The organism is Mesorhizobium sp. YC-39 (assembly GCF_025753795.1).
Taxonomy (GTDB): domain Bacteria; phylum Pseudomonadota; class Alphaproteobacteria; order Rhizobiales; family Rhizobiaceae; genus Mesorhizobium.
The window spans coordinates 1-14,585 of the sequence record NZ_JAOWPS010000004.1; the positions used below are offsets into that span (position 1 = coordinate 1).

17 protein-coding genes are annotated in these 14,585 nt (G+C 60.3%); 13 read left to right on the forward strand and 4 right to left on the reverse strand.

All coding sequences use genetic code 11. The annotated features are described in order from the left end of the window. Nucleotide 1 precedes the first annotated feature (1 nt). The 11 genes from OHD62_RS21385 to OHD62_RS21435 all read left to right on the forward strand — a co-directional run bounded on the left by OHD62_RS21385 (nucleotide 2) and on the right by OHD62_RS21435 (nucleotide 9,008). Nucleotides 2-670 (forward strand): DUF2092 domain-containing protein, encoded by a 669-nt coding sequence (locus OHD62_RS21385; protein WP_412177404.1) that lies wholly within the window; start codon nucleotides 2-4, stop codon nucleotides 668-670. Between the two features lie 141 nt (nucleotides 671-811). After that, nucleotides 812-2,419, forward strand: a complete 1,608-nt coding sequence (locus OHD62_RS21390; protein WP_263788490.1) for an arylsulfatase — start codon at nucleotides 812-814, stop codon at nucleotides 2,417-2,419. 72 nt (nucleotides 2,420-2,491) lie between these two features. After that, nucleotides 2,492-3,085 carry a hypothetical protein gene (locus OHD62_RS21395; RefSeq protein WP_263786863.1) on the forward strand — a complete coding sequence of 198 codons (594 nt, stop codon included), beginning with the start codon at nucleotides 2,492-2,494 and terminating at the stop codon, nucleotides 3,083-3,085. 56 nt (nucleotides 3,086-3,141) lie between these two features. Further along, a complete protein-coding gene (locus OHD62_RS21400) occupies nucleotides 3,142-4,149 on the forward strand; it encodes an HAD family hydrolase (RefSeq protein WP_263786864.1) in 1,008 nt (335 codons plus the stop codon). A gap of 44 nt (nucleotides 4,150-4,193) precedes the next feature. Then, nucleotides 4,194-5,165, forward strand: coding sequence for a formylglycine-generating enzyme family protein (locus tag OHD62_RS21405; protein ID WP_412177405.1), 972 nt, complete (start codon nucleotides 4,194-4,196; stop codon nucleotides 5,163-5,165). A 57-nt stretch (nucleotides 5,166-5,222) separates the two neighbouring features. Continuing rightward, nucleotides 5,223-5,642: a hypothetical protein gene (locus tag OHD62_RS21410; RefSeq protein ID WP_263786866.1), complete on the forward strand. Its 420-nt coding sequence runs from the start codon at nucleotides 5,223-5,225 to the stop codon at nucleotides 5,640-5,642. A gap of 243 nt (nucleotides 5,643-5,885) precedes the next feature. After that, complete coding sequence (locus OHD62_RS21415) at nucleotides 5,886-6,380, forward strand: BA14K family protein (RefSeq protein ID WP_263786869.1); 495 nt, start codon at nucleotides 5,886-5,888, stop codon at nucleotides 6,378-6,380. A gap of 380 nt (nucleotides 6,381-6,760) precedes the next feature. Then, nucleotides 6,761-7,729 carry a glycine betaine ABC transporter substrate-binding protein gene (locus OHD62_RS21420; RefSeq protein ID WP_263786871.1) on the forward strand — a complete coding sequence of 323 codons (969 nt, stop codon included), beginning with the start codon at nucleotides 6,761-6,763 and terminating at the stop codon, nucleotides 7,727-7,729. 68 nt (nucleotides 7,730-7,797) lie between these two features. Beyond that, nucleotides 7,798-8,457: a L,D-transpeptidase gene (locus OHD62_RS21425; protein WP_263786872.1), complete on the forward strand. Its 660-nt coding sequence runs from the start codon at nucleotides 7,798-7,800 to the stop codon at nucleotides 8,455-8,457. Between the two features lie 133 nt (nucleotides 8,458-8,590). Then, a complete protein-coding gene (locus tag OHD62_RS21430) occupies nucleotides 8,591-8,809 on the forward strand; it encodes a hypothetical protein (RefSeq protein ID WP_263786874.1) in 219 nt (72 codons plus the stop codon). After that, nucleotides 8,784-9,008, forward strand: a complete 225-nt coding sequence (locus OHD62_RS21435; protein ID WP_263786877.1) for a potassium channel family protein — start codon at nucleotides 8,784-8,786, stop codon at nucleotides 9,006-9,008. Before OHD62_RS21430 ends, OHD62_RS21435 begins: the two co-directional genes overlap by 26 nt. A gap of 80 nt (nucleotides 9,009-9,088) precedes the next feature. Here OHD62_RS21435 and OHD62_RS21440 read toward each other — a convergent pair whose 3' ends face one another. Both OHD62_RS21440 and OHD62_RS21445 read right to left on the reverse strand, forming a co-directional pair. Beyond that, the gene (locus OHD62_RS21440; protein WP_263786879.1) at nucleotides 9,089-9,850 is read right to left on the reverse strand and encodes an IS5 family transposase; all 762 of its coding nucleotides are present in this window, start codon (nucleotides 9,848-9,850) and stop codon (nucleotides 9,089-9,091) included. Nucleotides 9,851-10,009: 159 nt separating this feature from the next. Beyond that, complete coding sequence (locus OHD62_RS21445; RefSeq protein WP_263786881.1) at nucleotides 10,010-10,966, reverse strand: LysR family transcriptional regulator; 957 nt, start codon at nucleotides 10,964-10,966, stop codon at nucleotides 10,010-10,012. Between the two features lie 129 nt (nucleotides 10,967-11,095). Between OHD62_RS21445 and OHD62_RS21450 the strand changes: the two genes are divergently transcribed. Together OHD62_RS21450 and OHD62_RS21455 are read left to right on the forward strand one after the other, a co-directional pair. Further along, nucleotides 11,096-11,425: a nuclear transport factor 2 family protein gene (locus OHD62_RS21450; protein WP_263786883.1), complete on the forward strand. Its 330-nt coding sequence runs from the start codon at nucleotides 11,096-11,098 to the stop codon at nucleotides 11,423-11,425. After that, nucleotides 11,422-12,210: an SDR family oxidoreductase gene (locus OHD62_RS21455; protein ID WP_263786885.1), complete on the forward strand. Its 789-nt coding sequence runs from the start codon at nucleotides 11,422-11,424 to the stop codon at nucleotides 12,208-12,210. Before OHD62_RS21450 ends, OHD62_RS21455 begins: the two co-directional genes overlap by 4 nt. A gap of 217 nt (nucleotides 12,211-12,427) precedes the next feature. Here OHD62_RS21455 and OHD62_RS21460 read toward each other — a convergent pair whose 3' ends face one another. Next, nucleotides 12,428-13,717 carry a hypothetical protein gene (locus OHD62_RS21460; RefSeq protein WP_263786887.1) on the reverse strand — a complete coding sequence of 430 codons (1,290 nt, stop codon included), beginning with the start codon at nucleotides 13,715-13,717 and terminating at the stop codon, nucleotides 12,428-12,430. A gap of 21 nt (nucleotides 13,718-13,738) precedes the next feature. After that, nucleotides 13,739-14,386, reverse strand: a complete 648-nt coding sequence (locus tag OHD62_RS21465) for a MarC family protein (protein ID WP_263786889.1) — start codon at nucleotides 14,384-14,386, stop codon at nucleotides 13,739-13,741. Nucleotides 14,387-14,585 lie beyond the last annotated feature (199 nt).

Consider the following 14,585-nt stretch of genomic DNA (forward strand, 5'->3'; position numbering starts at 1 on the left):
GGTGAAATCCGGCTATGGCTTTCATCTGGTGCTCGTCACGCAGCACACGGCGACCGTGCTGAAGCCCTTCGAGACGGTCAGGGATGCGGTCCTTGCCGAGTGGCGCTCTGCGAAGCAGATCGAGTTCAGCCGGGACTATCTGATCGCGATCGTCGACAATGCCGGACAGAAGATCCAGTTCAGCGCCTCGGGCACGGCAACCATCTCTCGCCCCGGCAAGCTCTTCATTACCCGCAAGGGTCCCTATGCCGATGCGGAAATCAGTTTCGATGGCAAGACTGTTTCGGTCTATGGCAAGGCGCTGAACGTTTATGCCCAGCTTGCGAGCCCGGGACCGACGATCGATGAAGAGGTTCGCATGGCCACCGGGATGGACGCCGCCGGTGCCGATCTGTTGTCGGCCGATCCCTATGCCGCGTTGATGACGGAAGTCCACGAGGGTTCGGTGGTAGACACGGCCTATATTTCCGGGATCAAGGGCGATCATCTGGCATTTCGCGGCGACGCCGTTGACTGGCAGATATGGATCGAGCAGGGCGAACGGCGGCTGCCGATGAAATACGTCATCACCACCAAGTGGGTGACCGGAGCGCCGCAATACACGGTTAGGTTCGCGAACTGGAACGTCGCGCCTCAGATCGACGCCACCTGGTACGCGCCTGCCGGCTAACGCGAACTGCTGCGGAAGGGTCAATCTCGCCGACAAACTGGGATCATTGAAAATAGAAGCACACCAAGGGAGGAACTTGAGATGAGTGACAAGCAAAAGCAACCCAGCTCGACCGATCATGAAAGCCAGACGGCATTGTCGATGCGACGCCGAGACCTTCTGTTGAGTGGCGTCTCGCTGTTTGCAGCAGCAACCCTGGCGCCAGTCGCGTCAACCAGCCCGGCGCAAGCGCAAGACACCGCGAAACAGCCAAACATCCTCGTCATCTTCGGCGACGACGTCGGCTACTGGAACATCAGCGCCTATAACAGGGGCATGATGGGCTACCGCACACCGAACATAGACCGGATTGCCAAAGAGGGCGCAATCTTCACAGATCACTACGCCCAGCAATCCTGCACCGCAGGCCGCGCCGCATTCATTACCGGCCAATCCTGCTTCCGCACCGGCCTCCTGAAGGTCGGTCTGCCCGGGGCCAAAGAAGGGCTGTCGGAGAAGGATCCGACACTCGCGGAACTGCTCAAGCCGCAGGGCTATGTTACCGGGCAATTCGGCAAGAACCATCTCGGCGATCGAAACGAGCACCTGCCAACCGTTCACGGCTTCGACGAATTCTTCGGAAATCTCTATCACCTTAACGCCGAAGACGAACCGGAGCATCCTGACTACCCGAAAAACCCCGAATTCAAGGCCAAGTTCGGTCCGCGCGGAGTGATGAAATGCAAGGCCAGTGCAACCGACGATCCTACCGAGGATCCGCGCTTCGGACGGGTGGGCAAACAGGAGATCGAGGATACCGGCCCACTGACGAAGAAGCGCATGGAAACCGTGGACGAAGAGTTCCTCGGCAGCGCGCTCAACTTCATCGAGCGATCGAGCCAGGATGGGAAGCCGTTCTTCTGCTGGTTTAACTCGACCCGCACCCACATCTACACCTTTCTCAAGGAGGCCTCGAAGGGCAAGACCGGCTTGGGCATCTATGCGGACGCCATGGTGGAGATGGACGGCATGGTCGGTCAGCTTCTGGGCAAGCTCGATGACCTCGGCATCGCCGACAACACCATCGTCCTTTGGACGACCGACAATGGTGCGGAGGTTTTCTCGTGGCCGGACGGCGGCACCACGCCCTTCAAAGGCGAGAAGAACACGAACTGGGAAGGCGGCTACCGCGTGCCCTGCATGATGCGCTGGCCGGGCGTCATTAAGCCCGGAACCGAAATCAACCACATAACGTCACATGAAGACTTCGTGCCAACGCTGGTCGCCGCCGCCGGCGAACCAAACGTCGTAGAAAAACTGCTGACCGGGTACGATGCCGCCGGCAAGAGCTTCAAAGTGCATCTGGATGGCTACGACCAACGCGACGTGTTGGCCGGCGAAGGCGAAGGCAAGCGCCGGGAATATTTCTACTGGACGGATGACGGCAACCTCGCCGGCTTGCGTTACGAACGCTGGAAGATGGTCTTCCTCGAGCAGCGCGAGGAGGGGCTTGCCGTGTGGGAGAACCCGCTGATTCCGCTGCGGTTCCCGAAGCTCTTCGACATCAAGGGCGACCCGTTCGAACGGGCGCAGACGGACGCCGGGGAATACGACAGATGGCGCGTCGAGCACGCCTTCGCGCTCGTGCCGGCGCAGGCTTATGTCGCCAAACACCTCCAAACCTATGTTGAGTTTCCGCCGCGGCAGAAGCCCGGCAGCTTCTCGCTCGATCAGGTCCTGGCGAAATTGCAGGAGGGTGGCAGAAACTGAGTCTTCGCTCTGAATAGGCCGCGCTCGCACTGTCGGCAGGCGCGGCCTCCAAGCCAACTCGGAAGCAGATCAATGGCAGTCGCGAACAATCCTTCGACCGAGACCATTGCTCAGAGGGCAAAGAACGAGCTGCGCGAGTACGCGCTCCTGTCGTTGTATCTATTCGTCTGCTTTGGTGCGCTCATTCTCTACAAGGTAGCGATCCTGGGCCAGGAGGGCATCAGCTATCTGCCATCAGGGCTGGCGGCCATCAAGGCACTGATCCTGGCGAAGTTCATAATGCTTGGACACATGATCCGATTGGGCGACCGGCGTCGAAGCAGGATCGTCTACGTCATAGCCTACAAGGCCCTGTTATATCTGATCCTGCTTCTCGTCCTCTCGGTCGTTGAGGAAGTCATCGTCGGGCTGGTTCACGGGCGAACAAGCGCCGCCTCCCTCGCTGAATTCGGAGGATACAAGCTGCCGCAGACGCTTGCGACAAGCCTGATCATGCTGCTGATATTGATCCCCTACTTGGCGTCCAGGGAACTCAACGTCGTGCTTGGGGAAGGCAGGCTTTGGACGCTGCTGTTCGAACACCGCGACGGACCTCAGTCAGCCGGTTTGGCAGCTGCCGCGAGAGAGTCAGGCCCAACGAACCCGAGCGATCACCTTTCCCGGTAGCCGCTTTTTGATGATGGCGCTCCCGAGGGGCGCTGACCTGGAGGAGACATCAAGCTATGACCAATCTTACTTGCGCCGCGAAGCGCTACCTTTTGTCCATCCTCCTGTCATTGGGGGTCGCTGCCTCTGCCACCGCGCAGAACGCCGATCAGCTTCCATCTTGGAATGACGGCCAGGCCAAGCAGTCCATTGTCGCCTTCGTCGAACGCGTGACTGCGGAAGGTTCGGCGGATTTCGTGCCGATCGCCGAACGCATCGCCGTTTTCGACAACGACGGCGCGCTCTGGGCGGAGCAGCCAATGTATTTTCAACTCTTGTTCGCCCTCGACCGCGTGAAGGCGCTGGCGCCTCAGCATCCGGAGTGGAAGGACAAAGAGCCCTTTGCCTCGTTGCTGAAGGGCGACGTGAAAGCCGCGCTCGCTGGCGGCGAACCGGCGATCATGGAAATCGTCATGGCCACGCATTCCGGCATGACCACGGACGAGTTTGATCAGATCGTTCTCGACTGGATGGCAAGCGCCAAGCACCCGAAGACCGGCCGGCCCTACACGGAGATGATTTATCAGCCGATGCTGGAGCTCCTGACCTATCTGCGGGCCAACGGGTTCAAGACCTTCATCGTCTCGGGCGGCGGCATCGATTTCATGCGTCCGTGGACGGAGAAGGTCTATGGCATACCGCCCGAGCAGGTCGTCGGCAGCAGCGGCAAGACCAGTTTCGAAATGCACGGCGGCATCCCGGTGATCATGCGGCTGCCGGAAATCAACTTCATCGACGACAAGGCCGGCAAGCCCGTCGGCATCCACCAGCATATCGGCCGGCGGCCCATCGCGGCGTTCGGCAATTCCGACGGCGATCTGCAGATGCTGCAGTGGACCTGTTCTGGTCCCGGACCGCACTTCTGTCTCTATGTCCACCACACCGACGCGGAGCGGGAATGGGCCTACGATCGGCAGTCGAGCATCGGCCGCCTCGACAAGGGCCTCGACGCGGCCGCTGATGGCGGTTGGACGGTTGTCGATATGAAGGCCGATTGGGCTAAAGTGTTTTCGTTCGAACCCTGAGTGGCCTCAACAGGGCATTGCATCAAGGACGACACGATAAAGCCATGACAAAACTTGCCGACACCGAACGAACGCTCGCCGGCTCTACGCCGGTCGGTTCGCCCCACGACCGGATGGTTTGGATTCCCGGCGGCGGGTTCCTCATGGGTTCCGACAAGCATTATCCGGAAGAGGCACCGGCGCACCGAGTGACGGTGGGCGGCTTCTGGATGGACATTTGCACCGTCACCAACCGCGACTTCGCGCGCTTCGTCGAGGAAACCGGACATGTGACGGTGGCCGAGCTGCCGGCGAACCCGGATGATTATCCCGGCTGGCAGCCCGACAAGCTTGCGCCTTCATCTGCGGTGTTCATCAAGGCCAAACAACGGGTCGATCTTCGCGACCACTACAATTGGTGGGTCTATGTGAGCGGTGCCAACTGGCGTCATCCGCGCGGCCCGGCGAGTTCGATCAAGAAGCTTGCCGACCACCCGGTCGTCCATGTGGCCTACGAGGATGCCGAGGCCTATGCAAAATGGGCCGGTAAGGAATTGCCGACCGAGGCCGAGTGGGAGTTCGCGGCGCGCGGCGGGCTCGCTGGCGCCGAGTTCGCCTGGGGCGACGAGTTGACGCCGGACGGCATGCACATGGCCAACATATGGCAGGGCGAGTTCCCTTACCGCAACACGCTCGAAGATGGATTCGAGTATACAGCGCCGGTCGGGTCGTTCCCCGCCAACGGCTACGGTCTCCACGACATGGCCGGCAATGTCTGGCAATGGACGACCGACTGGTACCAGGAGCATGGCCGGATCGACAGCCCATGCTGCACGGTGGATAACCCCCGGGGCGCCAAACGGGAGGACAGTCTCGATCCAAGACAGCCGGCGATCAAGATCCCACGCAAGGTGATGAAGGGTGGGTCGCATCTTTGCGCTCCCAACTATTGCCGGCGCTACCGACCAGCCGCGCGCATGGCGCAGCCCGTAGACACGTCAACAAGCCATTTGGGTTTCCGCTGTATTGTTCGCTGAAACTGACAGCTCGCCGTATCCCGTTGCGTCCCGGATGGGCGTCGAGGACAGTGCAGCATGACCAGCAACAACATCCGCTACGTCATCTTGATGGTCATTGAGACTGCTGCCGCTATGTTCCTATTTTACACGATTTTCCCGATCTTCCGGCAAGTAATCACCCAATTGGGAGAACCACAGGACATCAGCCCCTATCAGCAGGCCGCAGTGGCTTGTGGTGCGCCGGTTCTGCAGGCCTGTTACTGGGTCAGGTTTCGCTGGGTTGCGATCCCCGCACCGTTTCGCAATGCCTTGGTGAGGCACCTGTTCCCGTTTGCCAGCCGAGTCAGTTTCTTCTTTGGAGGCGCTTTGTTTTCGGTCTTCTTTTCCGCCACGTACCGGAACTCGATCAATTCCCTTCTTTCATTCAGGGAGCAGTCAAGTTGTTGGAGGTCCTGTTGGTTCTGTTCAGTCTGTTTTGCTATTCGCTCGAAATAGAACGGTTGGGCAGGGCAAGAGAGGACCATTCCTCGGCGCCGGGCCGCAGCAGATAATTCAGGCTGGCCAAATTCGGTCTGTTACAAGCATGCCGATGGTCGGCGGCCTTGCCTGCCTGTCAAACGTTTGGGAGACTTCTGACAATTTGTATGTCTCAGGAACAATCTTGGATCGACGGCGTTTCATGCAGTTAATGACGACGTTTCGCATACGGTAAACATTGCCACCAGCGAGGACGTGATCATGAGGTTCCTGTCAGGCATAGCGACCTCCCTGGTCGCAGCTTTTGCACTTACGAGCACTGTTCCAGTTGATGCCGCACCGATCTTCGTGCCCAGGGAACAAGGCGCGCAGTCCGATGTCTTCCAGATTCAGGATGGCTGGTACAGGGGTTATCGCGGCTACCGCCACTATCGTCCGGGATACCACCGGCACAACGACTTTTGGTTCCCCGCCGGCGCATTTGTCGCCGGAGCGCTGCTCGGCAGTATGATCGCCAACAACAACGGCTACTACGGCGGGTATTACCGAAGCGGCTTCTACGGCGATCCGTATTACGGCGGACCCTACTACGGCAGGCCCTACTACGGCAGGCCCTATTACAGCGGACGCTATTACGGCGATCCGTACTACCGCGACCCGTATTATGGCGACCGGTACTACGGCGATGGGTATCACTCGAACAGGTCCTATCGCCCATGCTCACCCAGGGAAGCCGATTCCGGTAATTGCTACTAGCGATCGTCGTCGTCGGGCAGGGTGCGCTTGGGCCGATTTTCTATGTGGTCGACAAGCCGCCGATGCGAGCCCAGCCTTTCATGGCCATCCCAGCGGAGGTCCGACCGCTCCTTCGAACGGCCTCGCAGTCAGAAAGTTACCCTCCCTTCCACGTAACTTACGTTCCGCCGCCGGTTCGGTCCGGTAGGCTCGGGGACAACACGACCAATCAACGGGATGGGACGCCGGCTGGCAGACAAGCGGTCTTGACGGCGGTGCGCCGGTTCCGCAGTTTGCCGTCATGATGATGGTTGGTTTCACAGGCTGGTGCTTGCCGCGGCAGATCGGGAGTCCTCTCGTTGCCGCCGCGGTTCATTCAGTCTCGACGCAAGGGGGAGAAGATGGACAGTCGATTTCGGCAGCATCTGCTGAAAGTGTCGCTAGCAGCGTTGACGGTGCTGGCGGTACATGGCCAGGCGCCTGCGGCGGATCTCCTCATCGCAATGCCGAACTGGCCGTCGGGCCAGGCGGCCGCCAATATCATCAAATACGGCATCAAGCAGAAACTCCAACTCGACGCCGACGTGCGCGAGATGGGCACCATGACCGCATTCGCCGGAATGGATACCGGTGAGGTCGACGTCTATCCGGAAATCTGGCTTCCCAATTTCGATTCACTCGTCAAGAAATACGTCGACGGGCGCAAGACCGTTGACCTCAGTTCCAAGGGTGTGCCGGCGACGCAAGGCATCTGTGTCACGCGCGAGACGGCGGACAAATATGGCGTCAAGGACATTTCAGATCTGGCGGATCCGAAAAAGGCGTCCGTGTTCGATACCGACGGCGACGGCAAGGGCGAAATGTGGATTGGCGCGCTGGGCTGGTCGTCGACGAGCATCGAGAAGATCCGGGCCAAGAGCTACGGCTATGAAAAAACGATGACGCTCCTTCAAATGCCGGAAGATATGGCGATGGCTGCGGTCGACGCGGCCGCGGCAACCGGGCAACCGATCGCTTTCTATTGCTACAGTCCGCACCACATTTTCGAACTCCATGATATCGTCGAATTGACCGAGCCGAAATACGATCCCGCCAAATGGCACATCGTGATGCCGAGCGACGACCCTGACTGGCTGTCGAAATCGGAGGCACCGGTGGCGTGGGACGCATCGCATTTCTACATCGGCTTCGCGTCCTCCACGGCGAAACGCCTGCCGAAAGTGGCGGCCTTCCTCTCCCATATCGACTTCACACCAGAGGAGGTCACCGAGATGAGCTACGCATTGCAGGTCGACCGGCAGGATCCCGCCAAGTACGCGCAGACCTGGGTTGCAAATCATCAAGACCGGCTGAACGCCTGGTCGAAATAGGGGCAGGGACGAACATGACTCTTTTGCTCGCAAACCGTTCCGTCACTTCGAAAAGCAATGATCGCGGAATGGCTGGTCGCCGCCTGGTTCTTGGCGCGGCGCTTGTCATGACCGCGATCGGCGCGACACTGGCGTATGCCGCTCAAACGCAGGTATTCGATCCGCAGACCCACAAGTGGGTCGATTACGACAAGAAGAAAGCGCGAAAATACTACGCCGCTCACAAGGAGGTGCCCGAGGCATTTCGGCCGCAGATGGTCAAGTTCCGCACCGCCGAGGTGCCCGGTACGATCATCATCGATGGCAACAAGCATTTTCTCTATCTTGTGCAATCAGGCCAGAAGGCCATGCGCTACGGCATCGGCGTCGGTCGGGAAGGGTTTGGATGGGCTGGTATCGTGCGCGTCGGCCGCATGGCGGAATGGCCGACCTGGACGCCTCCGGCCGAAATGCTCGCCCGTGATCCGAACGCGGTCAAACATGCGGGAGGCATGCCGGGAGGGCCCGACAATCCGCTCGGCGCCAGGGCGCTCTATCTCTATGAGCGCGATCAGGACACGATCTATCGGATACACGGCACGCCGGAGCCCTGGACGATCGGGCTCGACGTGTCGTCAGGGTGTATCAGGATGAGGAACGACGACATCACCGACCTCGCGTCGCGCGTCAAGGTTGGCGCCAAGGTCATCGTTCTCATGCAGGGGGCGGCCCTTTACAAGGGCGTGTGAGGCGGCATTCGGAGAGGGACAAGCAATGTCGGCAAAACGTGCAGTGAGAAGATCGATCCTGGCCGTAGCTCTTGGATCCATGGTGCAGAGCTTGAGCGCGTGCGTCAGCACGCCGCCGCCGGCTCCGGAGCAGATGTCGAGGACCCAGGTCGAAACGGCTCCAGCGGATCTTCAGCTTCTTTGCGCCAATGCGGTCGCCAAGGCGAGCGGCGTCGACAGCGCCAAGATCCTTCCGGTTTCCTCGAGCAAGATCGATTCCAAAACCTATCAGGTCGAGCTCGATGCCGGCGGCAAGAAGACAAGCTGCCTTGTGGATACCGAAGGCAATGTCAAATCCGTCGAGCCTGTCTGATCCGCTCAGCGTCACCTTCACCTCGCTTGGTTATGGCGACGTGGTTCTCAGCGGCCGCATGCGGCGACTTGCGCCGCTTCAGGCCGCCAACGGGCTGATGATGTTCGGGGTTACCACGGCCCTGTTCATCGCCGCTGTCCAGCATGCCACGGCTAAGTGGTCCGCGGCGCATCCGGCCCGCGCGCAGGATGCAGGTTGAAATTCTTCATGCCGAGCCGCGCTGAAGCGGCCGAGGCTGTGGGACGTGTCCTCATAAATCGAAAACCACCTCTGACGCTGCTAGGACGCGGACTCATTAAGGCGCAGCCATAGCCTGATTGACGCGAGTTGAACGAAGGCGAGGTAGTTAGCGGCGAGCCTATCGTAGCGTGTCACCACCCGACGATATTGTTTGATCCTGTTGAAGAACCGCTCGACGTGGTTACGAGCCCGATAGAGATAGGGGCTGAAGCAGATCGGATCGCTGCGATTGCTTTTCGGCGGGATGTTGGCCCACGCGCCCTTCTTCATGGCAAGCTTCCTGATCCAGTCCGCATCATAGCCACGGTCGGCAAGCAGCATTGACCCGGATTTCAAACGAGACAGCAGTTTTCCGGCGAGTCGAACGTCATGGGCCTCATCCGGGCTCAGCGCCAGCCGTACCGGCAAACCATTGCCATCGACCACCGCATGGATTTTGCTGGTCAAGCCGCCGCGGGACCTTCCCATCGACTGGCGCTGGTTCCTTGTGATGCAGGCTCCATGCTGATGCACGCGGACAATGGAGGTGTCGATCATCTTGACATCGCCATCATGGGCAGTGGCAACCGCTTCTATGATGCGGCCCCAAACACCGGCCCGCCGCCACCTAACGAAGCGGTTGTAGCAAGTGGTGTATGGGCCAAACGCCGTTGGCAGATCACGCCAGGGTGCTCCTGATCGGAGGACCCAGAAGATGCCATTCAGGACCCGTCTGTCGTTCACCCGAGGAACGCCACGCGGCTTGTTCGGCAGCATCGGCTTGATGGCGGTCCATTCATGGTCGGTGAGTTCGTAGCGCATGATTCGAGCCTCCAGTTCGGGAGTTTGAATCACGGCGGTCCGGCCAAACGCAACGCTCCTAGCCCGCTCTTGGTACGGCGCTTACGGACAGGAGCGGACATCAACCAGTCCCCAATCTCTGCCAAGTGCGCCGAAAATGACCCATAACGGACGTTGAATTTACAGCGGTCCAATGTCCGTTACTGGCGCTTCCGAAGCTATGGACGGCGTCAGGGTAATGCTGGCTCCACTTTGCCGTCGCACGAAGTCGACGAAGGCCTTGAACGCGGCGGTCGGATTGCGCCGGCTCGGATAGTAGAGGCTCAAGGGCGCCAAAGCGGGCATCCAATCCTCAAGCACGCGCACAAGGCGGCCTGCCTCGATGTCGTCTCGTACGTCGGATTCCATCGCTAGGGTGAGACCGACGGAGGCGAGGGCCGCGGTGCGTGCGAGGCTCGCTTCGTCGAGGGTGACGGCGCCCTCAACGTCGATTTGGACAGATTGTCCGTCCTTCTCGAACGGCCAGCGGTAGATTGCGCCATTGGGAAGCCGGACGCGGAGACAGGAATGCTCGGCGAGATCCTGCGGGATCACGGGCGTCCCGTGCGCTTTCAAATAGCTCGGTGTGCCCACCACAACATTGCGCCGCGCGACCCCCAATGGGAGTGCGATCATGTCGACTGGCACAAGGTCTGAGCTACGGACGCCGAGGTCGAAGCCGCCCGCCACAATGTCCACCAGGCGACCCTCCGTGACGATGTCGATATGGACCTGAGGGTGCACTTGGAGAAACGGTAGGACGAGCCAAGAGAAAATCTCCCGCGCGGCTGTCGGAAAGGCGTTGATGCGCAGTGTGCCCGAAGGCGTGGCCTGTTGAGACCGCGCAACCTCCATCGCCTCATGAATGTCACGCACGGCGGGAGCGACTTGAGCGACGAACTGCTGGCCTGCCTCCGTCAAGGAGACGCTTCGCGTCGTCCGGTTGAAGAGCCGTACGCCGAGCGTGCGCTCCAGCTTTCCGACCGCATTGCTGAGCGCAGTCGTCGAAACCCCGAGCTCAAGCGCAGCCGTGCGGAACTTGCCTCGATGGGCGACCATGAGAACAGCGTCCAATTCCGTCAGGCTACTCTGCGCCATTGTCCCGTTCTTCGTGATGAAACATCCCGAATTATCCTCATTATCGTGGACTCTGTCTATCGCTATCTTGACTGGTAAGCGCACTTGCAGCCGCCGCGGCTGCGACCGCAAGCAAGGAGGACAAAAATAATGTTGCTCGAACTTCCAATCCCCATCGCCGCATATGTGGCTGCCAACGCCCGCCTGGACGTCGATGGCATGCTGGCACCCTTCGCAGCCGACGCCGTCCTTCGCGACAACGGCGCCGTTCTTCAAGGACACGCTGAACTGAGGCGTCTTTTTGAGGACGAAGTGGTGGCGGTGAAGGCGATTTTCGCACCGGACACCGTCCGGCACGAGGACGATCAGGTCGTCGTCGAAGGGCCGGCCCATGGCGACTTCAAGGGGAGCCCGATCCGCTTCACCTACCGCTTCACGCTCGAAAATGACGCCATCAAAGCTCTGGAGATCACGGCATGACCATCAAAGCTGATCCGATCGAGTTCGCGGGAAAGCGCGTGCTCATCAGCGGCGGCACCAAGGGTCTGGGCCGCGCTACCGTTGACCGCTTCCTGGCCGGCGGCGCCCGGGTGATCACCTCCGCCCGCAGAGCCCTAGATCCCATCGATGGCGTCGAGTTCGTCCAGGCGGACCTGACGACGGCCGAGGGCGGCGAAGCCTTGGCCAAGGCGGCGCTCGAGCGTCTGGGGGGCGTCGACATTCTCGCCCATGTGCTCGGCGGCTCGACCACGCCAGGCGGCGGCTTCGTCGCCCTGACCGATGACTACTGGCTATCCGAACTGAACTTGAACCTGCTGGCCACGGTCCGTCTTGATCGTCTCCTGATCCCGCAGATGATCGCGCGGGGCGCCGGCGCGGTGGTGCACGTCACCTCCATCCAGTCCGTCCTGCCGCTTCCCGAGGCAACCACCGCGTACGCCGCCGCCAAGGCCGCGCTTCGGACCTACAGCAAGTCCATTTCCAAGGAACTGGGGCCGAAGGGCGTGCGGGTCAACGCTGTGTCCCCCGGCTGGATCATGACCGAGGGGACCGGGGTGTTTTTGGAACGTATCCAAGCCGCCAACGGCGGCACGCTAGAGGACGCGCGCCAGCTCGTCCTGGACGGCCTTGGCGGCATTGCCATCGGGCGCGGAGCCGAACCATTCGAGGTCGCCGAAGCCATCGCCTTCCTGGCCTCGGATCGCGCCTCTTCGATCCATGGTTCGGAACTCGTCGTCGACGGCGGCACTGTCCCGACTGTCTGATCACACGGACACGTCCACGCTTGGCCGATCCGGCCATGCGTGGACAGACGCATGCCATGGCCGGATTGTCCCAACGTCTGCTCGCCGGCCTTAGAGCGAATGTCCGCTGCTCTGGCCCATCGCGACATATTGCGCTACCGCCCGAAGTCGGTCGCTATAGGGGCAGAGCAGACATTGCTTTAGTCGCATCACGCCGCCGGGTTTATGGGTACACGGCCTAGTTGCCAGGCATCGCCACGAGGAAGCCACTGGCCAGCAGATATTCATAAAGATGCCGTAGAGGGGGTGCGGGGAGCAACTGATCGGCAGTTATCCATTGCCGGCTACCGTCAACCTCCCATCCGCGCCCCAGCTCAGTTTCGAGCAGGGGAAGCAACTTCTCGCGAGGGCATGGATAGGCCAGTACACGCACGTTGGAGCCGAAAAGCCGCGCGATACCCTCGAGCAGGCGGCCTTCCAGGTGTTGGTATCTCACATCGTCGAAAATCCGTATTAACGCAGGCAGCGGTATGGCAAAACGCAACGGCGCCTGCGTATATCGACGCGCAAATGCGGTGGCACGGTACAACTGGCGATGCCGCGTCATCATCGCCGCGCCCTTGCCCATTGCAGGCAGCGGAGCATCAGAATCGACGACCATCAGGCGCACATCGATGACGTCCTTCACCTCAGGATTCCCAGCGACCTCGCGGCGGAGTGTTTCCAGGCACGCCACAATCGCTTCCGGCGAAAGATCGTCGCGCGGGTCGTTCGCCAACGGTACGATGGCCACAGACTTCTTATAGAGAAATTCGTTGGCGGCGACGGCCACACCGTCACTGTCCAGCGTCACCGCCTGAGCCCGGCCGTCGCGTGCCAAGGCTGTGTGCAATTCGTCCATCCGGCAACCCGCGAACGCGTGGCCTCGCATCACGATCTGATCAATTTCGAGGCGATCATTTGCAAGATTGTCGAACATCCTCGCCGGCAAATCACCGGGGGCTGCCCGCTCATTCAGCAGCGCATGCAGCAGGTTCACACCCAGAATGCCCACCGCCTCCTGCTGAAGCAGGTTGGCATTATCGCGAAGGTTTACGTGCAGCAGAATGTCGCTGGCCTCAGCCCGCGGGTGATCCTGAAAGCGGACGCCGATCCAGCCGTGGCAATCGTTGGTGCCCGCAAAGTTGCGGGCGGCGATGGTATCGGCGAAAGCGAACAAGCGCGTGTCTTTGCCGCGCGCATCACCGATCTGTTGCACGAGGGATTTCCATTCACAATCAAGCATCGTCTCAAGCCGCGGTCTGGACACGTAACGTGTCCCGGAGCCGTAAAGGTCGTCACTCACTTCCTTGTCGTAGGCTGAGACGGTCTTGGCCACTGTGCCCGACGCGGCGCCGACGCGCAGAAACCATCGCGCCACTTCCTGACCCGCGCCGATCTCGGCGAACGAGCCGAAACTCGTCGCATCGAGATTGACCTCCAGCGCCTTCTGGTGCGTGTCAGCAACGGTAGTGGCGGTATGATTCATGGCAGGATGGCGAGCACGAAATCAGTGTGCGACGCTCGCGGTGATGATCCCAAGTTTGACCAATCCGCTAACGACCAGTTGGACGGCAACCGCGGTCAGGAGAATGCCGAAGACAACCTCCGAGACGATAAGACTGGCCGGCTTCATTCGCTTCGCCAGCGCGTCGATGTTGGTGAACACCAGGTAGTCAAATGCGGCGACGAGCAGGATGAGCCCCACAACGAGCGCCGCACTTGCAACCGAGACGACTTCGTCGGAGGCGATGATAATGACCGTGATGCCGACGGGGTTGAGCAAGTAGGGAATGGCAAGGGGAAAAATCGCGATCTTTTCCGGGTCCTCCGGCAGGCCCGAATCCTCCCCGTGCTTTTCGGTCGGTCCAGACGCCATCTTGATCGCGAGGAGCGCCAGGATAATGCCGCCAGCGACCGCAACCGCGCCGCCAGTGATATGCAGCAGTCGCATCAGCAGAGCGCCGGTGGCAAGAAGGATCAGAGCCGTGACAAGAGCCGCCAAAACCATCTGGCGGCCAATCTTGACCTTGGTTTCGGCGTCGAACTTCTGGGTCTTTTCCAGAAATGGCACCAGCGCGATCTTCGGTCCCATGCCAATCAGCAGGAGCAGGAGAAGTTTTGTCACGAGAGCGGCATCAATGACTGCGAAATCCATCGGAAGGTCCCCCGATCTCGACAACACGCTGGTGAGGAATTGTCGGTTATCCGAAACGGATTGTCTAGCAAATCCGAAAATCCGGCAGCTCCAACATGTAACTTACCCCCGGTTGACTGGAACCATCTGAAGACTGTGTATAGTGTGGATACGATGAGGGGTCGCTTAGCTCTTTCCTTCGCCGCAGGTTATCCTTGCG